Here is an 18,779-nt window from a genome sequence, read left to right as displayed (position 1 = left end):
CATGAGTCGTTACAAGAAGAACCCCGCCCTCGATCGTGTCCTCGTCACGGGCGGCGCAGGCTATGTCGGTTCCATCCTGGTGCCGAAGATGATCGAGGCCGGTTACAAGGTGACCGTGCTCGACCTCTTCATGTACGGCGAGGACGTGCTGAAGCCGAGCCGGGGTCCCAACCTGCGCGAGGTCAAGGGCGACATCCGCGATCCCGAGGTGGTGAAGCGGGCGCTGGAGGGCTGCGACGCCGCCATCCACCTCGCCTGCATCTCGAACGACCCGTCGTTCGAGCTCAACCCCGACCTCGGCCGCTCGATCAACCTCGATGCCTTCGTGCCGCTGGTGCGCGCCTCGAAGGCCGCCGGTGTCAAGCGCTTCGTCTACGCCTCGTCCTCGTCGGTCTACGGCATCAAGGACGGCGTCGAGGTCACCGAGGACCTGTCGCTCGAGCCGCTGACCGACTACTCGAAGTTCAAGGCCGAGTGCGAGGTGCTGCTCGAGCAGGAGAAGGCGCCCGGCTTCACCACCGTCACCATCCGTCCGGCCACCGTGTGCGGCTACTCGCCCCGCCAGCGGCTCGACGTCGTGGTCAACATCCTGACCAACCTCGGCGTCCACAAGGGCGAGGTCTCGGTGTTCGGCGGCGCGCAGCTCCGCCCCAACATCCATATCGAGGACATGGCCGACGCCTACATGCTGCTGCTGCAGGCGCCGGACGAGAAGGTCAACGGCAAGGTCTACAACGCGGGATACGAGAACCATTCGGTCATGCAGCTCGCCGAGATGGTCCAGCGCAACGTCGGGCCGCACGTCAAGCTCAAGGTGCAGAACACCAACGACATGCGCTCCTATCACGTGTCGTCGAAGAAGATCAAAGACGAGCTCGGCTTCGAGGCCGCCCATTCGATCGAGGACGCCGTCGTCGACCTCATCAAGGCGTTCAAGGACGGCAAGCTGCCCGACTCGCTCGAGGATCCGCGCTACTTCAACATCAAGACGATGCAGAAGGTAAATCTCCAGTAGATGGCGCAAGCTGACAGCGGCCGTGCCCTCGTCGTCGGAGGCGACAGTCTCGTCGGCTCCGCCCTGCAGGAGCATTGCCGCAAGATGGGGATGGCGGTCGACGCCACGTCGCGCCGGCCTGGCGCGGGCCTCCCGTTCGACCTGAGCGATCCCGACTTCGCGCCGCTCGGGCGCGCCGACTACCGGATGGCCTTCCTTTGCGCTGCCGTCACCAGCATGCAGGCCTGCCAGCAGGATCCCGACGGCTCGCGCCGCATCAACGTCGAGAACACGCTGGCGCTGGCGCGGCGGCTGGCCGACCGCGGCGTCCACATGGTGTTCCTGTCGAGCAGCCAGGTGTTCGACGGCGAGACGCCGGCGCCGGCCGAGGACGCGCCGAGGGCCCCCAAGAACGAGTATGGCCGGCAGAAGCTCGCCGTCGAGGAGGCGATCGCCCGCGAGGACCTGCCGGCCGCCATCCTTCGCCCCACCAAGGTCCTGGCCGACCGTCCGGTCGGCGTCTTCAAGGGCTGGTTCGAGGCGCTCTCCCAGGGCAGGAAGGCCCAGGCCGCCACGAACATGGCGCTGTCGCCGGTCATGGTCGCCGACGTCGCCGAGGCGGCGTGGCGCCTTGCCGAGGCACGCCATCGCGGCATCTGGCACACCGGATCGAGCGACGCGATCGGCTACTTCGATGCGGCCCGCCTGATGGCCGAGAAGCGGCATCTGCCGCTCGACCTCGTCGAGGGGCAGGACGTCACCGAGGCGCAGGTGCCGTCGATCTTCCGCCACCGCTACGTGACGATCGGCTGCGACAAGATCGGCCGTTCGCTCGGCCTGCCGGCCAAGCGGGCCCGCGACATCCTCGATGCGCTCTTCGAGGGCTTTCCGCGATGAAGGTCGGCCTCGATCTCGACAACACGCTGATCTGCTACGACCACGCGTTCTCGCGCGTCGGCCGGGAGGAGGGGCTGCTCCCCGCCGCCTTCCAGGGCAACAAGGTCGAGGTGAAGCGCGCCCTGCTGGCCGATCGCGCGGACGGCTATCTCTGGGAGCGCCTGCAGGGGCTGGTCTATGGAAGGCGCATCGACGCGGCGAGTCTGTTCGACGGCGTGACCGACTTCCTCGCTTCCTGCCGGCGGCGGGGCGACGGGATCGTCATCGTGAGCCACAAGACCGAGAAGGCCCATCACGATCCGCAGAACACCGACCTCCGCGTCGCCGCGCTGCGCTGGATGGAGGACAACGGCTTCTTCGCCCCCGCCGGCCTCGGTCTCGACCGGGGTTCGGTGCATTTCGAGGCGACGCGGGACGACAAGGTCCGCCGCATCGGCGCGCTGGGTTGCGACGTCTTCATCGACGACCTGGCCGAGGTGCTTGGGCACGACGCCATGCCGGCGGGCTGCCGCAAGATCCTGTTCGGCCGCGATCCGCACTGTCCCTTCGAGCAATATCCATCGTGGAACGAGATTCGTGACGCCCTCCACCGTCCTTCCTGACGAGATCCGGGACGTGGCGCGCGCCCTGTGCGGCGAGCCCGTCACCGGCATGTCCGAGATCCGGCGCGGCGGGAACAGCCGCATCTTCCGCGTCCAGTGCCGCTCAGGCGGTTTCGCGCTGAAGAAGTATCCGGCGGCCGACAACCGCAACCGTCTCGAGGCCGAGGTCAACGCGCTGCGCTTCATGGAGCGCCAGAACATCGACCGCACGCCGCGGGTCGCGGCGGTGGCGCCCGAGCAGCGTTTCGCGCTCCTGACCTGGCTCGAGGGCGAGGCGGTCGCCGAGGCGAGCGACCGCGACGTCGCCGACTTCGCGGGCTTCCAGATCGCGCTCGATGCCGTCATCGACGCGCGGGCCCGGTCGGAGATAGGGGAAGCTTCCGAGGCCTGCCTGTCGGGCCCCCGTATCGTGGCCCAGATCGAGCGGCGCTACGCCCGCCTCGAGGCGGTGAAGCACGAGGTCCCGGAATTCGCCGCCTTCTTCGACGGAGTGCTGGTGCCGGCGCTCGGCCGCTACCGGGAGGCGGCGGACGCGACCTACCGGCGGCTCGGCCTCGATTTCTCGGTCGATCTCCCCCCGGAGTTCCGCACGCTCATCCCGTCCGACATGGGCATCCACAATGCGCTGCGCGGCCCCGACGGCCGCCTTCGGTTCCTCGACTTCGAGTATTTCGGCTGGGACGATCCGCTGACAAGCATCGCGAACTTCGTGATGCATCCGGGGATGCGGCTGTCGGCCGGCCAGAAGGCCGCCTACCGGGAGGCGCTGCTCGGACACTTCCGCCGCCATGCCGAGGCCGAACGCCTTGCCGCGCTGCTGCCGCTCTACGGCCTGCGCTGGTGCGCCATCATCCTGGGCGAGCTCCTGCCGGAGCGCTGGCGCCACCGCCAGGAAAGCAACGCGGCGCTCGGGACCTGGGAGCAGGCGCGACGAGAGCAGATCGGCAAGGCCCGCGCGGTGATGGCCGAACTCGGGGCCTGAGCGGCGCGCCGGCGGCCTTTCAGGCCGCCGAGAAGCGGGCCATGTTGTCCTTCTCGAGCATCGTGGCGCGCCGGTAGGCGCGGCTCACGTCGTTGACGTTGCCGGCCTCGCGGACGCGGCCATTGTCGATCCACAGGGCGCTCTCGCACAGGCGCGACAGGTCGGCCGTGGAGTGGCTGACGAAGAGCAGGGTGCCGGTGCGGCGGAAATTGTCGATCCAGTCGACGCACTTCTTCTGGAAGGCGAGGTCGCCGACGGCCAGCGCCTCGTCGACGATCAGGATCTCGGCGTCGATATGGGCGCAGATCGCGAAGGCCAGGCGCATGCGCATGCCGATCGAGTAGAGCTTGAGCGGCTGGTCCATGAAGGCGCCGATGCCGGCGAAATCGGTGATCGAGTCGAACTTGGTGAGGATCTCGTGGCGCTTCAGGCCGAGCACCGCGCCGCCGATCAGCACGTTCTCGCGGCCCGTCGCCTCGAGGTCGAAGGTGGCGCCGAGCGCCAGGACCGGCGCCACGCGTCCCTTCACCCAGATTTCGCCCTTGGTCGGGCGCGTCATGCCGCAGACGATCTGCAGCAGGGTCGACTTGCCGCAGCCATTGCGGCCGATGATGCCGAGGCTCTTGCCGCGCTGGACCTCGAAGCTGATGTCCTTCAGGGCCCAGAAGGACTTGTAGTAGGGGTTGCGCTCACTCCCGACGAGCTGCTGCTTCACCCAGTCCTTCGGGCTGTCGTAGAGCTTGTAGGCCTTGGCCAGGTGCCGGGCCCGGATCACGACCTCCGTGTCCGACGACATCGGCGAGGGCGTCACGCCGGCGGAGGCCGTGGCGGCGGCCGAAACGGGGTCAGATGACATCGGCGATCGCGTCCTGCTGGCGGCGGAAGAACCAGTAGCCGAACCAGAACATGAACAGGGAGACGAACATCGTCCAGGCGACGACCAGGCCGTCGGGCAGTTTGCCGAAGACGACGAGGTCGCGAATGATCTCGATGAAGCCGGTGAGGATGTTGGCGTACATCAGCAGCTTGATGTTGGGGCTGAGCGTCTCGTGCGAGAAGAAGACCGGCGTCGCGAACATCAGCACAGGGGCGATCGTCATCATCAGGTACGCGGTGTCGCGGGTGAAGGCGCCCATCGCCGACAGCAGCCAGGTTATGCCCATCAGGAAGAGCAGGAAGGGAATGAACCACAGCGGCAGCAGCAGCACCGTCACGTGCAGCGACCCCTGGAAGACGATCTGGCAGAGCAGCATGACCGCCAGGCCGATCGTCGCGTAGGTCATGGCCCGCAACGTCGAGATGATGGGCAGCATCTCGGCGGGAAACATCGTCTGCTTGATGTAGTGAGCGTACTCGTGGAGCAGCGACGGGGCGCGATACGCCATCTCCGTGAAGAAGTTGAAGGCGACCAGGCCGCCGAAGATGAACATCGCGTAGTCGATCGACGAAGCCGCCGTCTTGCCGTTGGGCAGCTGGCCCGACCCGCCGAACACCAGCGTATAGGTCACCAGCGAGATGAGTGGGGCGGTCACCGCCCATACCCAGCCGGCCATCGAGCCGCTGAAGCGCTCGCGCAGCTCGCGGCGCAGGATGGCCGCGATCAGGTCGCGATGGTGCCAGCCGTCGACGAACGGCCGGATCATGAAGCGGGCGACGCGCTGCACCGCATTGTAGTCGCGCGGGTCCACGTACTTCCCGTCCACGATATGCATGATGCGCGAATCGGGAAGACGCCGTTGATGATCGAGGTCAGTCATTGACGGGGAAGGGGCAATTCTCGCCGCAGCGGGGCATGGCGTGTTCGGGTTGGCGGGAGGGGGACGGTTTGCGGCAGTCGCATAGCACAGCGCGACCGGGTGAGGTAGCGCCCCCGGGAGGCCGGCACCGGTTTTCCACCGGTGCGGCCCCGGGAAATTCCGTCGCGATTCTGCCATCTTGTGCCGCCCGGTGCGAGTGCCGGGCGAAGCTTGACGCTCCAGACCGGTTGGGCTAGCGGGACGCCTGCCCGGACTCCGGTTGCCCGCCCCCCAAGCACCAGAACGGTGAAAGTGCCATCTTGACCGCCTGCAAGACCCCTCCCAGAGCCGACGCCCCTTGCCGCCAGGCGCGACGCGCCGGCCGGCTCGCCCCGGGAGCCTCCTCCCGTGGCTGACAGCGGCATATTGCGGGCGGCGATCGCCCCGATGGCCCGGCTGTGGCGGCGGCCCGCCCCCCTGACGGTGACGGACGTTGCCGGCGACGATGAGCAGGTCGCCCGGGGCCACTTTCGCGACGGCCTGGTGAAGATGCGCGGCGGCCAGTCCCAGGCCGCCCTCGAGGCCTTCGACCGGGCGCTGGCCGTGCTGCCCGATTTCGCCGATGCGATCATGGCGCGCGCTGAGCTGCTCGACGCCCAGGGCCGCACCGAGGAGGCGCGCGTCGAGTACCAGCGGGCCCGACGCCTGCTGGCCGACCTGCCGCCGGGCGCCGCCGACCGCCGCTATCTTTTCCGCCGGCGCGGCTACTTCGCCTTCGAGATCGAGGCCTACGAGCTCGTGCGCAGCAATGTCCGCAGCAAGGTGCTGCCGCAGCTGGCCCACGGCAATGCCCTGCTGGTCCGCGGCCGTGCCGCCGAGGCGCTCGACAGCTACGAGCGCGCGCTCAAGGTCAAGGCCGACCTCGGCGAGGCGCTGGCGCTGAAGGCCGAGGCGCTGCTGGCGCTCGGTCGCTTCGAGGAGGCGATCGCCATCTTCGACGGTGTCCTCACCGCGCATCCGAAGGACGTCGAAACCCTGAACAGCCGCGGCATCGCGCGTATGGCGCTCGGCCGGGTGGCCGAGGCCAACGAGGACTGGCGGCGCCAGCTCGAGCTCCTGTCGCCGACCGCGTCGGCGGCCCGCGGCTGCGTGGCGATGCGCCAGGCCAACTACGGTGCGGCCTTCCACGAGTTCGGGCTGGCGGCAGCCAAGGAACCCGGCAACCCGTACTGGCCGCTCTATAGGCTGTCGGCCGCCCGTCTGGCCGGCGTGACCGCCGAGCCCGCGACCGACGGTCCGGAACGCTGGCCGGGCGTGCTGCTGGCTCACCATGCCGGCCGGGCCACCGAGGACACGGTCATGTGCCAGGCGACGACGGCCGGACGGCGCGCCGAGGCCGCTTTCCAGCTCGGCGTGCTCGCCGCGGGCGCCAATCCGGCAGCCGCCCGCCGCCACTGGCGGGAGGTCGTCGACGGGGCGCCACCGGCCATGATCGAATTCGCCGCCGCGAGCAACGAACTGGCACGGCTCGGCTCCTAGCCCGGGCCAACGCGAGGACCCATGTTTTCCGTCATCCTCTACGGCCGCAACGACAGCCACGGCTACAACCTCCACAAGCGCGCCGCCATCAGCTTCAACGCGCTGGCCGAGGTGATGTCTGACCCGGACGACGAGATCCTGTTCGTCGACTACAACACGCCGGACGATCACCCGACCTTTCCCGAGGCGATCCACGACACGCTGACCGACAAGGCCAAGAAGGTCATGCGCATCCTGCGCCTGCGGCCGGACCAGCATGCCCAGCTGCGCCTCAAGACCCACCTGGTCGCGCTCGAGGCGCAGTCGCGCAACGTGGCGCTGCGGCGCTCGAACCCGCGCAACCGGTGGATCCTCTACACCAACACCGACATGCTGCTGGTCCCGCGCCAGGAGAACGAATCGCTCAGCGACATCCTGGGCGGCCTGGGCGACGGCTTCTACCAGGTGCCGCGGTTCGAGATCCCGGAGATGCTGTGGGAAGCGGCGTTCGACCGCCGCGATCCCGTCGGCAACCTCGCGAAGCTGCGCGAGTGGGCGGTGCGCTTCCACCTGAACCAGGTCGTGCACAACTACATGCCCATGAAGTACGACGCGCTGGGCGACTTCCAGGCGGCGCTGCGCGACGACATGTTCGCCATCCACGGCTTCGACGAGGAGATGATCCTCGGCTGGCACTGCGATTCCAACCTGGCGGCGCGGCTGGCGCTCTATCGCGGGCGCGTCGATACGCTGATCGACAAGGTCTTCGGCTACCATTGCGACCACACGCGCGTCGCCGCGGCCAACAACAAGGGCCGGGCGACCCGGATGAACGACCAGGACCGCTACATCTGGAACGTGGCGTCGCCCTACGTGCCCAAGCAGGCGGAGTCCTGGGGCCTGCCCGACGTCGAGATCGAGGAGGTCCGGCTCGACCGTGACACCGCCTACGAGCGCTTCACGACCGGCCTTGCGACGGCGATCGAGCCGGCCACCGCGCCGTTCGTCGAGACCAGCCTGGAATGGCAGCTGTTCGAGGACCTGACCTACGACCTGCCGCACACGCTGCCCTTCGTCTGCGACCAGGTCCTGACCTTCCCGCGCAGCACCGCCGTGATGATGGTGGCGGCGCGGCCCGACTTCGTGACCGGCTTCGCCAGGGCCTGGAAGGCCATGGGCTTCACCGGACCGATCCTGCTGCCCGACGAGTGCGAGGGCATGCCGGAGGGGCTTGAGGGCGTCCAGCGCGGCGCCTTCGCGGACCAGCTGCGCGTCGCCGAGCTGTTCATATTCGAGTTCGGCCTGGCCACCCAGACCGCGACCGAGCCTGTGCGCACCGGCCGTCCGATGAGCCCGGTGGACCGCAAGCGCCTCAAGGTCGTCGAGCGGCTGTTCAAGCGGGCCGCCTCGACGGAAGCGGAGACCCGGCCGGCCGGCCGGCGCGTGGCGCGCCGCATCATCGGCGTCAACGTGATCTACAACAAGTTCTGGAGTGCCTTCACGAACTACGTGGGCGCCAACATCAACCCGTTCTGCAGCCAGGTCCTCGCCGGGCTGCCGCGCGAGGACGAGTCGCTCAAGGGCAAGGTCCTGAAGTTCCGCGGCCGCCACGCCCTCTGAGGCGGGTTTGTTGCCGGGACGCGCGTGGACGATGGGGGAGACTTCGAGAATGGCCTTTGGAGAGCGCAATGGATAGCCGGTGGCCCGCATACCCGGCGATCCGGGCCGAACATGTCAGCGGCGCGCGGCTCTTCGCCAATCGCTACGACCAGATTGCCGGGCTGCCCGTGCCTAAGGGCGGCAAGGTTGCCGAGATCGGCGTCTGGCGGGCCGCGTTCTCGAAGATCCTTGTCGAGCTCCTGCAGCCGCGCCAGTTCCTGGCCTTCGATATCTTCACCGGGCATCTCGAGCAGGACTGGAACGGGATGACGGGCCATCAGCTCTTCGACGGCCTGACCCATCGCCAGTTCTACGAACGCGAGATGGCGGTCCATGGCGACGTCGTCACCGTCGTCGAAGGGGCGAGCGGCGAGACCTTGCGCGGCCACACCGACCATTCCTTCGACCTGGTCTATATCGACGGCAATCACAACTATGATTTCGTCAAGGCCGACGCCGAGCTCGGCGCGCAGATGATCAAGGACTCCGGCTATCTGGTGTTCAACGACTACATGCTGATCGACCACAATCATGCCAACTACGGCATCGTTCCGGTCGTCAACGACATGGTCGTGAACGGCGGCTGGCAGGTCGTCGGGTTCGCGCTCGATCAGGGACTGTATTGCGACATCGCGCTCCAGCGCCGCGCCGCGGTGGCCGCGGAACCCGCGGCAGGTCCGGCGGCCGAGCCGGCGCCCGCGACGCCGGTGGCTGCGCCGCAACCCGCCGCCGTGCACGCATCGCCCTCCGTGCTGCAGCGGATTCGCTCGGCCTTCGGACTATAGGCGAGAGCTCAGCGGAAGGCGGGATCGATCAGGCCCGCGAAGGGCTGGTTTCTCGTCTTCTGGAAAAGCACCGAGATCGTCGCGCTCGAAGCCCGCAGGGAAGCGATATCGTCGATCTGGCTCACGAAGCTTTCCGGGACCGGCGTCGGCTCGCCGTCGCTCCACGTCCACATCTTCACGATCCGGTAGGCATTGGCTTCCGACAGGGCCCACCAGAACTTTGCATTGTAGTTGACGATGCCATGCTCGAACATGCCGCAGAAGGGCACGCAGTGAAACAGCAGCGCGCCTTCGACGGCGGCGTCGTGCATCGTCTGGAAGACGTTCCACTGGTTGAGGATGTGCTCGCTCGTGCCGTGGTTGGTGACCAGGCGGTACCGCCCGTGGTGCTCGGGCGGCAGGCCGTCGCGATTGAGGTCGAGCCGGATCGTGAACGGAAACTCCTTGTAGTCGATCGAGGCGTAGCGAAGGCCGGCCCGCATGAGAACCTCGCCCGCGTAGCCGCCATCGGCGATGCGCCGCAGATGGTCCTCGGCAAACGGCTGGCCTCCGAGTTCGGTCACGAAGCGGTTGATGTAGTCCGGCGCAGAGCCGCACACGAGCTCCTGGGCGCCGAGATCGAGGACCCCGTCGCCCTTGCTCAACCAGCCTTCACGATGCCAATCCAGGTATCGACGGAACAGGTCAGGGCCGATGCCCATCGTCAACCTCTACGCAGGTGGCGTGCCATCGACTGTGCGTTCGGGAACGCGCCGCGGGCCTATTAGCAGACGGCGGCAGCATTCGTCCACTTTCAGACGATGAACGAGAAGCGATCGGACACCTTCTCGGCCCGGTCCGGCGTCAGCTCCGCGGGCTGCGTCGCGAAGTTGCCCCATCGCATGTGGGATGGCCGGAGCAGGAGCTGCAGGGAGACGCGTCGCGCATAGCGCGGCCGCGACGGAAGGGTGCAATGCGGCGTCAGGGACGACCAGGCCATGAAGTCGCCCTGGCGCATGAAGGAGGTGACGATGATGGGCGAACTGTCGGCGATCCTCTTCGCCAATGCCGTCTGGTAGCGATCGTACCGCTCGCCAAAGGAAAGGTCCGACGAGAGGCCGAGCTCCGCCTCGGTGACGACCTTGTCGCGTGGCCAGGGGACGACGCATGGCACGCCCGATTCCTGCGTCATGTCCTGCAGCGGGATCCAGACGGTGTGCGAGAAGCCGTGGGGAGCGGTGTCGACCGACCAGCTGTCGAGATGCATGCCGGTCGTCTGGGAGGCGATGAACAGGATCGTCTGATGCACGGTGTAGTGCTTGGCGCCATCCAGCCCGTGCAACCGCTCGAACAGCGCGGGCGACGTGATGAGCCTGCGCAAGCCCTGTGAAAGAGGCTCGAGTCCTTCGGGAAGCGAGATGTGGCCGTTCAGGATCGGATTCGAGATCAGCACGGTGTAGCTGCCGTGATCGGTCCCCCAGTGCTGATAGCCGTCCTGGGGGAGGAACTGGTTGAACTCGAGCTGGCCGTTCTGCCTCAGGATCTTGCCGCGATACGGCGTCAGCAGGTCGTAGGCCATGTCGCCCAGGGCGCCGATCTCCTCGCGAGGCCACGCGCCCCGGAACAACTGAAATCCGCTCTCTTCGTATGAAGTCTTCATCGACGACTGACCCGGACGTTCGTGACGGATTCATGGTGCCACCGGAGCTTCAGACACGGCAAGGCGACAAAGAGTCGGCAGCGCGGCGTGAACCCGAGTGTCGGCCTCTCGGCGCAGGCTCTCCTTGTCGCAGCGACGGGCGACGAGGCGCTCAAGGGGAAGGTCCGCGTCCGCTACGCCCTCCGAGGCGGGCCCGCAGCCACCACAGGCCGGCAAGCTGGAGGGCAGGCAGCTCGATGCCGCCGGCCTCCACGCCCGCCAGGAACTGATCGAGGGGCATCTCGAAGGCGCGGATCGCCTCGCCCGCGTCGAGGGTCTGGTCGGCGACGCGCCGGGCGCCCAGGGCGAGGTAGGAGAAGATCCGGTTGTCCTGGACGGCGGGACAGACCGGCGCCGAGCCCAGCAGGTGCCAGTCGTCGCTGGCGTAGCCGGTTTCCTCCAGCAATTCCCGCCGGATGGCCGAGAGGGGCGGTTCGCCGGCTTCCACGGTACCGGCCGGGAACTCGATGCGGACCTCGCCCACCGCATGGCGGTACTGGCTGACCAGCACGACCGTGTCGTCGGGGGTGAGGGCCACCACGTCGACCCAGTCCGGATGCTCGATCACCGGCGGTAGCGACAGGCGCCTTCCGCCCGCCGTCTGGACGAGGTCGGTGCGCAGGCGCAGCCAGCGGTCGGCGACCGGATAGGCGGTGTTCAGGACCCGCCATGGCCGCTTCCCGTCCGGATCGGCCATGGCGCGCGGGGCTAGCGCCCCGACCCGAGGTAGAGGACGTCCGCCACCGCCTCGAACTTCTCGGCCGGCAGGGTGCGCCAGAGGTCGAGGATGGTCAGGCGCTGGCCGTCGCGCTTGCACCAGGCCGGGTCGATCGCCTTGTACTCGGGCCAGCCGGTGGCGACGATCAGCAGGTCGCAGCCGCGGACCGCGCCTTCCAACGACGAGGCGCCGACGACCTTGTCGCCCAGCACCGCCAGGGCGGCGTCCTGGGCCAGCGGATCGTGCACCGAGACGATGTAGCCCGCGTCGGCGAGCTTAGCCGCCAGCTTGACGCTGTGGCTTTCCTCGACGACCGGCGTCTGCGGCTTGTAGGAGAGGCCGAGCAGGGCGATGCGCGTGCCCGCCTTGGCGAACTTGCCGACCAGCGCGGTCAGCCGCTCGATCTGGTGGTTGTTGATGCGGTCGGTGGCCTCGGCGACGTCGGCGCGGGCGCCGATCTTGCGGGCAAGGGCTGCGAAGGCGACGTTGTCGCGCGGGAAGCAGGGGCCGCCATAGCCCATCGCGCCCTTGAGGTACTTCGAGCCGATGCGGGTGTCGGCGCCCAGCGCCTTGGTCACGACGTCGACGTCGGCGCCGGGCAGGCGATCGCAGATGTCGGCCAGCATGTTGGCGTAGGAGATCTTGGTCGTGACGTAGGTATTCACCGAGATCTTGGTCAGCTCGGCACTGACGAAGTTCATGCGCTGCACCGGCGGCTTCTTCTCGCACATCTGCAGGTAGATGGTCTGCAGCATGTCGCCGGCCTTGGTGTCGCTCTCGCCGATCAGGATCGAATCCGGGTAGAGCATGTCGCGCACCACGCTGCCGAGCGCGATGAACTCCGGATTGTAGCAGAGGCCGAGATCCGCGCCGACCTTGCGGCCCGAGGCCGCCTCGAGCGCGTCCTTGATCTCGCCGCCGGTGCTGCCGGGCATCACCGTGCTGGTGATGTTGACCATGTGGTAGCCCTTCTTGCCGCGCAGCGCCTTGCCCAGCGATTCCATCGCCTGCAGCACGAAGCGGTTCGAGAAGAAGCCGGTGCTGTCCGACGGGGTCGGCACGATCACGAAGGTCGCGTCGCTCTTCTGGATGGCTTCGTTGGGGTCCATCGTGGCCGAGAGCCGCTCCTTGTTGGCGGCGATCAGCTCGTTCAGCTGCGGCTCGACGATCGGCATCTTGCCGGCGTTGAGGGAGTCCACCAGGACCTTGCTGACGTCGAGGCCGATGACCGTGAAGCCGCGGCTGGCCAGGACGGCGGCCAGCGGGGCGCCGAGCTTGCCGAGGCCGACGACCGACACGCGGGGAAGGGTTGCTGCAGTCATTTCCTTGTCCATTCGGGGGCCGGTACTGATACTGTCGGCCGCCATCGGACGCCACCCGAATCTTGCGGGTTTTGCCATGGCGAGATGCGGCTTGCGCCGCCGCGTCGCAGCGGGGAAATATCCTCCTCACCGGCGCGTTATCATCGGGGAATCGAATGAAAGTGGAATTTCTGGCCATTCCGAAGGCCTTTTCTGGCAACGTTGCGGCAATGGTCGCGGCCGACAAGCAGCTTCTTGCGGGCGCACAGTCGGTGGACAAGGCGCTCGGCGGGGCGCTCGGCCGAGCCATGGCGTCCGGCCGCTTCACCGGCGCCAAGGGCCAGTCGCTGACCTTGCTGGCGCCGTCTTCGCGGCTGGCGCGCGTCACCCTGCTGGGCGTCGGAAAGCCCAACGACCTCGATGCCCGGGCCGCCGAATCGATGGGTGGCCTGCTCTCGGCGGAGGCCAACGCCAGCGGCCAGAAGGCCGCGAGCGTCGTGGTCGATTCCGTGAAGGGCTGCCGGCTGTCGCCGGCCGAGATCGCCGCCCGCATCGCGCTGGGCGCTCGGCTGCGCAACTACCGCTTCGACCGCTACAAGACCAAGGACAAGCCCGAGCAGAAGCTGTCGCTCGAGAAGATGACCGTCTACGTCTCCGAGCCCGCCGAGGCAAAGCGCGCCTGGGGCCGCCTGGAGCCGATCGTCGATTCCGTGTTCTTCGCACGCGACCTCGTGAGCGAGCCGGCAAACGTCCTCTATCCCGCGGAGTTCGCGCGGCGCGCGCGCGCGCTCGCCAAGCTCGGCCTCCAGGTCGAGATCATGGGTGAGGCCCAGATGAAGAAGCTGGGCATGCATGCGCTGCTGGGCGTCGGGCAGGGCAGCGTTCGCGATTCGCAGCTCCTGGTCATGCGCTGGATGAAGGGGCCGAAGACCCAGAAGCCGATCGCCCTGATCGGCAAGGGCGTGTGCTTCGACACCGGCGGCATCTCGCTGAAGCCCGCCGGCGGCATGGAAGACATGAAGTGGGACATGGGCGGTGCCGGCGCCGTCACGGGCGCCATGCGCCTGCTCGCCGCCCGCAAGGCGCGGGTCAACGTCGTGGGAATCTGCGCCCTCGTCGAGAACATGCCCGACGGCAACGCCCAGCGGCCCGGCGACGTGGTGAAGAGCATGTCGGGCCAGACCATCGAGGTCATCAACACCGATGCCGAGGGGCGGCTGATCCTGTGCGACGCCATGTGGTACGCCCAGGAGCGGTTCAAGCCGCAGGCCATGGTCGAGCTGTCGACGCTGACCGGCGCCATCATCGTCGCGCTCGGCCACGAGCGTGCCGGCATGTTCTCCAACAACACGCCGCTTTCCAACCAGCTCCGCGCCGCCGGCGCGGCGATCGGCGAGAAGCTGTGGCGCATGCCGCTCGGCCCGAAGTACGACAAGCTGATCGACTCCGACATCGCCGACATGAAGAACGTCGGCGGCGGCCGCGACGGCGGCTCGATCACCGCGGCGCAGTTCCTGCAGCGCTTCGTGCAGGACGGCGTGGCGTGGGCGCATCTCGACATCGCCGGCGTGGCCTGGTCGAACAAGGGCGACAGCACGACGCCCAAGGGCGCCACGGCCTACGGCGTCCGGCTGCTCGATTCCTGGATCGCCGAGACCTACGAGCGCTGACGGAGGCGGGGACGGGCGGATGGCGACAGAGGTCAATTTCTATCACCTCACCCGCTCGTCGCTCGAGGATGCCTTGCCCCGCCTGCTGGCGAAGACCCTGCAGGCGGGCGAGCGCGCCGTCGTGATGCTGGGTTCGCCCGAGCGCGTCGATGCGCTCAACACCCATCTCTGGACCTACGATCCCGACGGGTTCCTGCCGCACGGCGCGGCGCGCGACGGCGAGGCCGATCGCCAGCCGGTCTGGCTGACCCATCTCGACGAGAATCCCAACGGCGCCGGCTTCCTGTTCGTTGCCGACCGCGCCCGCTCCGAGCGGGTCGCCGACTATCGCCGCTGCTTCGAGCTGTTCGACGGCCGCGACGAGGCGGCGGTTGCCGATTCGCGCGAGCGCTGGAAGGCCTACAAGGCGGCCGGCCACACGGTCGTCTACTGGCAGCAGACCCCGGCCGGCGGCTGGGAGAAGAAGGCCTGATCCGACCGCCGGTGCCACTCCTGACGGAGCGCGGACCTCCAGGTCCGCTTTCATGAGATGAGCGGACCTGGAGGTCCGCGCTCCGATGAGACATCACGAGCGCCTCTCGCGAAGGCTCACGGCTGGGAGCGCGGCACTCTGTGCCGCTCATGGGGTTTCGAAGCCATGAGGAAGAGCGCCACTGGAGCGGCGCGCTCCCAGCAAACGCATGTCGCGACCCTACTGCCGTTTCTCGCGCGGGTACCACCAGCCGCGCCAGGCCGACTTCAGCCGCTCCGACATCGGGATCGGGCCCTCGGGGCGATAGAAGCCGGGCAGGTCGGCTTCGAACGAGGCCATGTAGTCGCGGTAGCCGAGCGGGCGGCGGCGCTGCTTCTGCGTCTGGGCGGCCAGCAGGTCGAGGCCGCGGTCGATGTCGACCAGCGGCGCCAGCGCGGCCCGCCGCGCCAGCAGCAGCTCGGCGGCGGCGTCCGGCACGTCCCAGGCGGCGAGGACCGCGGCGAGCTTGGCCAGCTTGACGGCGTCGAACCGGGCGGCCTCGGCCGCCCGGTGCGGGGCCAGCACGTCGCGCGCGTAGTAGGCCTCGCCCTGAAAGGGACGGCCCGACACGGTCTCGGCCGGTGTCGGCCAGATGTAGCGGGCGGGCAGGGCGCGGGTCGAGAAGCTGCGCACGTCGAGCCGGAAGAGATCGAAGCCCTGCGCCCGCATGAACCTGTCGGTGTTGTGGAACGTGTGGTCGTCGGGTCCCTCGGTGCCGATGAAGTTGACCTCGAGCTGGACGGCGACGACGCCGAGCGGCTCGAAGCGGCCGGCGAAGGACTGCAGGATCTCCCAGTCCGCGCCGTCGACGTCGAGCTTCAGATAGTCGAGGTCGGTCCAGCCGCGCTCGGCCAGCAGGTCGGGGGCGACGACGGGCCGGGCCGGGTCGGCGAGGCCGGTCATCTCCCAGGCATTGTGCCGCAGCTGCTCCTCGGTCGAGGCCGACTGGAGCCGCGCCTCGCGGATCTCGCGCGTGCGCATGAAGCTCAGCCGGTCGCGCATGCGCATGATCAGCGGCGCCGCCGGACCGGCCGAGATGTCGACCGGCTTGTCGGCGGTCCGCGCCGCGAAGGCCGCCACGTAGGCGACCGCCGGGTTGCGCTCCTGCTCGGCGAGCCGCCGGCACTCGGTCACGCTGGCGTCGATCCCGATCGCCTGCAGGTGCGGCTCGAACGAGCGCCAGACGGGATCGATCCCGCCCGAACAGCCGATGTCGAGCAGCCTGAACGGGTCCGTCCCGAGTCTTTCGGCGATGAGCGCCGCGAACGGCAGGGCCATGCCGGCCAGACTACACGGTCGCCACCGGCGTTGCAGGCGATCCGACCGCGCCGGGCAGGCGCAGCGGCGGCGCCGTCAGGAGGAAGCGGGAGCGCTTGCGGTCGCGCAGCCACAGCGCCAGGTCCTTCAGCCACCAGATCTCGCCCAGGTTCAGGCCGAGCTTGAACAGGCAGTGATTGTGCAGCGGCAGCGAGGGGTGCTCGGCGCTGTCGGGGCCGGGCAGGGCCGGCACCGCCTCGACGCCGTAATTGTCGGCGATCAGCGCCGAGATCTGGCTGTCGGTGATCCACTGCAGCAGGCGCTGGTCGCGGCCGTCGAGCACGCTGCACATTGCATGGGCGCGGGCGGGATCGACCTTCTTGTTCATCTTGACGATCTCGTCGGTGAAACCGGTGTAGAGCAGCAGCATGTCGCCCGGCTCGACCACCACCTTGTCGGCCTCCAGCACCTTGCGGAAGTCGTCGTAGCTCACATGGTGGTGGTCGCGGCCGAAATGCTTCTCGAGGTCGACCAGCACCGCGCGGCCCTGGATCGCCTTGGCCGCCATGTTCTCGACGCCGAGCTTGTGGGCGTAGCTGAGATGACCGCAACCGTCGCGGCCGGCATCGGGCTGCGGGCCGACCACGTCGGTGCCGGCCTTGAAGCCGTTGTAGTAGAGCGGCTCGGGCACGCCGTCGCCGTCGGCGTCGAAGAAGCCGCCGACATGGGCCAGCGTGTCCCACTGGGTCGAGTACTGCAGCGTCAGGATCACGCGGTCGTCGCTCGCCACGTCGACGAACAGCGGGTTGATCGAGCTGGTGTGGAAGTTGAAGCGCCAGCCGTTCTCGTCGCCGGTCGGCGACAGGACGGGCGGGAGGCGGCGCGCGTTCAGCACGTTGCCGCCGGGCAGGTCGAGGGGCAGGGAGAGGCAGAAGGAGAGGCCCTCCTTGACCTCGGCGATGCCCTCCAGGACCTTCTTCGGCGTGATGAGGTTGAGCCGGCCGAGCTGATCGTCGTCGCCCCAGTCGCCCCAGGTCGAGCCCTCGGGGCGGTGCTTCCAGCGCTTCATTGCAGATCTCCCTTCAGAGGGCGGGGAGACTAGAGCGGCTCTCGGTCGGAGGGAACCGCTCGCGGCCCGTCGTGCCGCGATACGCTGCGGCATCGCAGTGCAGCGCAACATTCCGGGCGCATGGCTCCTGCGCGGAATTCCGCCGACGCGGCCCCCCGGTATGGACTATGATCCGCCGCCATGTCCGTTGCCGCCGTTCCCGCGTCCCGCGACGTCCGCGTCATCAGCCTGATCGGCGCCGCCCACGGCGCCAGCCACTACTACCAGCTCGCCTTCGTCACGATGCTCCTGATCGTGCGCCAGGAGGCGGGGCTGGAGTTCGAGGATATCGGCCTGCTGGGCGGCATCTTCTACGGCGTGTCCGGCATCTGCCAGACCATGGCGGGGTTTGCCGTCGACCGCTTCGGCGCACGCCCCATCCTGTCGTTCGGCCTCGCCACGGTGGCGATCGCCCTGGCGCTCGTCTCCCTGGCGCACTCCTTCGTCGGCTTCGCGGCCATCGCGGTCTTCGCCGGCATCGGCAATTCGGTCTTCCATCCGGCGGACTTCGCGCTCCTGAACGCCTCGGTCGACCAGGGCCGTCTGGGACGAGCCTACAGCATCCATGGCGTGGGCGGCTCGCTCGGCTGGGCGGCGGCCCCCGTCATGTACTTCCTCGACAGCATGTTCGGCTGGGTGGGGGCGGCGGTGATCGGCGCGCTGCCCGGCCTGATCCTGGCCGTCCTGGTCGCGTCCCACCGAACCACCCTGGTCGACCACCGGGTCAAGGTCCGGGCGGCCGCGGCGCAGGCCGGCGTTTCGCTGAGGGCGATCTTCCTGCAGCCGGCCATCCTGCTCTGCCTGGTCTACTTCGCGCTGATCGCCGCCAACACGGTCGGCATCCAGCAGTTCGCCGTGCCGGCCTGGACCACCATGTTCGGCGTCAGCGAGAACTTCGCCGCGCTCTGCCTCATCGTCTTCATCGTCGGCTCGGCGGCCGGCGTCCTGGTCGGGGGCTTCTTCGCCGACCGGGTGCGCCGCCACGACCGCGTCGCCACCTGGGGGCTGCTGGTCGCCGGCGCGCTCACCCTGCCGATCGCCACCCAGACCGTGCCGGCCGGCCTGCTGCTGCCGCTCCTGGCCCTGGCCGGTGCCGCCGGTGGGGTGACCGGCCCGTCGCGTGACATGATCGTGCGCAGCGCGACCCCGCCGGGCGCGTCGGGCAAGGTCTTCGGCTTCGTCTATTCCGGCCTCGACGTCGGCTCGTTCCTCGCGCCGCCGGTGTTCGGCTATCTCATGACCCACGGCGTGCCGAGCGCGATCTTCTGGATCGCCGTGACGCTCTACGTGATCAATGCCGGCCTGGTCATGGCGATTCGCCAGAACACGGTGCCGACCGTCGCGCCCGCCGCGGCGGAGTAGG

General features: G+C 68.5%; 18 protein-coding genes. 10 read left to right on the top strand and 8 right to left on the bottom strand.

The genetic code is table 11. The features are described 5' to 3' along the window. The first annotated feature begins 1 nt into the window (after position 1). Genes ACO073_RS19415 through ACO073_RS19400 form a run of 4 tightly spaced genes read left to right on the top strand, consistent with a single transcriptional unit; the run spans position 2 to position 3,475 of the window. A complete protein-coding gene (locus ACO073_RS19415; protein WP_421999460.1) occupies positions 2–1,015 on the top strand; it encodes an NAD-dependent epimerase/dehydratase family protein in 1,014 nt (337 codons plus the stop codon). Beyond that, on the top strand, positions 1,016–1,891 hold the full coding sequence (locus ACO073_RS19410) for an SDR family oxidoreductase (protein ID WP_421999458.1): 876 nt from the start codon (positions 1,016–1,018) through the stop codon (positions 1,889–1,891). Beyond that, positions 1,888–2,493, top strand: a complete 606-nt coding sequence (locus tag ACO073_RS19405) for a hypothetical protein (RefSeq protein WP_421999457.1) — start codon at positions 1,888–1,890, stop codon at positions 2,491–2,493. The genes ACO073_RS19410 and ACO073_RS19405 overlap by 4 nt, the downstream gene beginning before the upstream one ends. After that, positions 2,468–3,475: a phosphotransferase family protein gene (locus ACO073_RS19400; RefSeq protein WP_421999455.1), complete on the top strand. Its 1,008-nt coding sequence runs from the start codon at positions 2,468–2,470 to the stop codon at positions 3,473–3,475. Before ACO073_RS19405 ends, ACO073_RS19400 begins: the two co-directional genes overlap by 26 nt. Positions 3,476–3,494: 19 nt before the next feature. Here ACO073_RS19400 and ACO073_RS19395 read toward each other — a convergent pair whose 3' ends face one another. After that, positions 3,495–4,331 (bottom strand): ABC transporter ATP-binding protein, encoded by an 837-nt coding sequence (locus ACO073_RS19395; protein WP_421999453.1) that lies wholly within the window; start codon positions 4,329–4,331, stop codon positions 3,495–3,497. Beyond that, the gene (locus tag ACO073_RS19390) at positions 4,321–5,178 is read right to left on the bottom strand and encodes an ABC transporter permease (protein WP_421999451.1); all 858 of its coding nucleotides are present in this window, start codon (positions 5,176–5,178) and stop codon (positions 4,321–4,323) included. The genes ACO073_RS19395 and ACO073_RS19390 overlap by 11 nt, the downstream gene beginning before the upstream one ends. 441 nt (positions 5,179–5,619) lie before the next feature. Between ACO073_RS19390 and ACO073_RS19385 the strand changes: the two genes are divergently transcribed. The 3 genes from ACO073_RS19385 (at position 5,620) to ACO073_RS19375 (ending at position 9,173) form a co-directional block, all read left to right on the top strand. Then, positions 5,620–6,750 carry a tetratricopeptide repeat protein gene (locus tag ACO073_RS19385; protein WP_421999449.1) on the top strand — a complete coding sequence of 377 codons (1,131 nt, stop codon included), beginning with the start codon at positions 5,620–5,622 and terminating at the stop codon, positions 6,748–6,750. A 21-nt stretch (positions 6,751–6,771) separates the two neighbouring features. Beyond that, positions 6,772–8,349, top strand: a complete 1,578-nt coding sequence (locus ACO073_RS19380) for a hypothetical protein (RefSeq protein WP_421999447.1) — start codon at positions 6,772–6,774, stop codon at positions 8,347–8,349. Positions 8,350–8,417: 68 nt separating this feature from the next. Continuing rightward, the gene (locus ACO073_RS19375) at positions 8,418–9,173 is read left to right on the top strand and encodes a class I SAM-dependent methyltransferase (protein WP_421999445.1); all 756 of its coding nucleotides are present in this window, start codon (positions 8,418–8,420) and stop codon (positions 9,171–9,173) included. 8 nt (positions 9,174–9,181) lie between these two features. Here the strand turns inward: ACO073_RS19375 and ACO073_RS19370 are convergent, their stop codons facing one another. The 4 genes from ACO073_RS19370 to ACO073_RS19355 form a co-directional block, all read right to left on the bottom strand. Beyond that, positions 9,182–9,817 (bottom strand): hypothetical protein, encoded by a 636-nt coding sequence (locus tag ACO073_RS19370; RefSeq protein ID WP_421999443.1) that lies wholly within the window; start codon positions 9,815–9,817, stop codon positions 9,182–9,184. Positions 9,818–9,966: 149 nt separating this feature from the next. Continuing rightward, complete coding sequence (locus tag ACO073_RS19365) at positions 9,967–10,812, bottom strand: phytanoyl-CoA dioxygenase family protein (RefSeq protein ID WP_421999441.1); 846 nt, start codon at positions 10,810–10,812, stop codon at positions 9,967–9,969. A 151-nt stretch (positions 10,813–10,963) separates the two neighbouring features. Then, the gene (locus ACO073_RS19360; RefSeq protein ID WP_421999440.1) at positions 10,964–11,548 is read right to left on the bottom strand and encodes an NUDIX hydrolase; all 585 of its coding nucleotides are present in this window, start codon (positions 11,546–11,548) and stop codon (positions 10,964–10,966) included. Positions 11,549–11,559: 11 nt separating this feature from the next. Continuing rightward, positions 11,560–12,891, bottom strand: coding sequence for a UDP-glucose dehydrogenase family protein (locus ACO073_RS19355; protein ID WP_421999438.1), 1,332 nt, complete (start codon positions 12,889–12,891; stop codon positions 11,560–11,562). Positions 12,892–13,046: 155 nt separating this feature from the next. On the opposite strand from ACO073_RS19355, the gene ACO073_RS19350 reads away from it, so the two are divergent. Further along, positions 13,047–14,540 carry a leucyl aminopeptidase gene (locus ACO073_RS19350; protein ID WP_421999436.1) on the top strand — a complete coding sequence of 498 codons (1,494 nt, stop codon included), beginning with the start codon at positions 13,047–13,049 and terminating at the stop codon, positions 14,538–14,540. A gap of 19 nt (positions 14,541–14,559) precedes the next feature. Continuing rightward, on the top strand, positions 14,560–15,012 hold the full coding sequence (locus ACO073_RS19345; RefSeq protein WP_421999434.1) for a DNA polymerase III subunit chi: 453 nt from the start codon (positions 14,560–14,562) through the stop codon (positions 15,010–15,012). Positions 15,013–15,231: 219 nt separating this feature from the next. On the opposite strand, the gene ACO073_RS19340 is transcribed toward ACO073_RS19345, so the two are convergent. Both ACO073_RS19340 and ACO073_RS19335 read right to left on the bottom strand, forming a co-directional pair. Beyond that, positions 15,232–16,329, bottom strand: a complete 1,098-nt coding sequence (locus ACO073_RS19340; protein ID WP_421999432.1) for an FkbM family methyltransferase — start codon at positions 16,327–16,329, stop codon at positions 15,232–15,234. A gap of 10 nt (positions 16,330–16,339) precedes the next feature. Then, entirely contained in the window at positions 16,340–17,377 is a 1,038-nt protein-coding gene (locus ACO073_RS19335) for a cyclase family protein (RefSeq protein ID WP_421999431.1), read from the bottom strand. Positions 17,378–17,557: 180 nt separating this feature from the next. On the opposite strand from ACO073_RS19335, the gene ACO073_RS19330 reads away from it, so the two are divergent. Next, a complete protein-coding gene (locus ACO073_RS19330; protein WP_421999429.1) occupies positions 17,558–18,778 on the top strand; it encodes an MFS transporter in 1,221 nt (406 codons plus the stop codon). The last annotated feature ends 1 nt before the right edge of the window (position 18,779 follow it).

Origin of the sequence: Reyranella sp., from assembly GCF_965229815.1 — a bacterium.
Classification (GTDB): Bacteria; Pseudomonadota; Alphaproteobacteria; order Reyranellales; family Reyranellaceae; genus Reyranella.
Note: the sequence above shows the minus strand (reverse complement) of the source record. Positions and strands in the feature narration are given on the sequence as shown.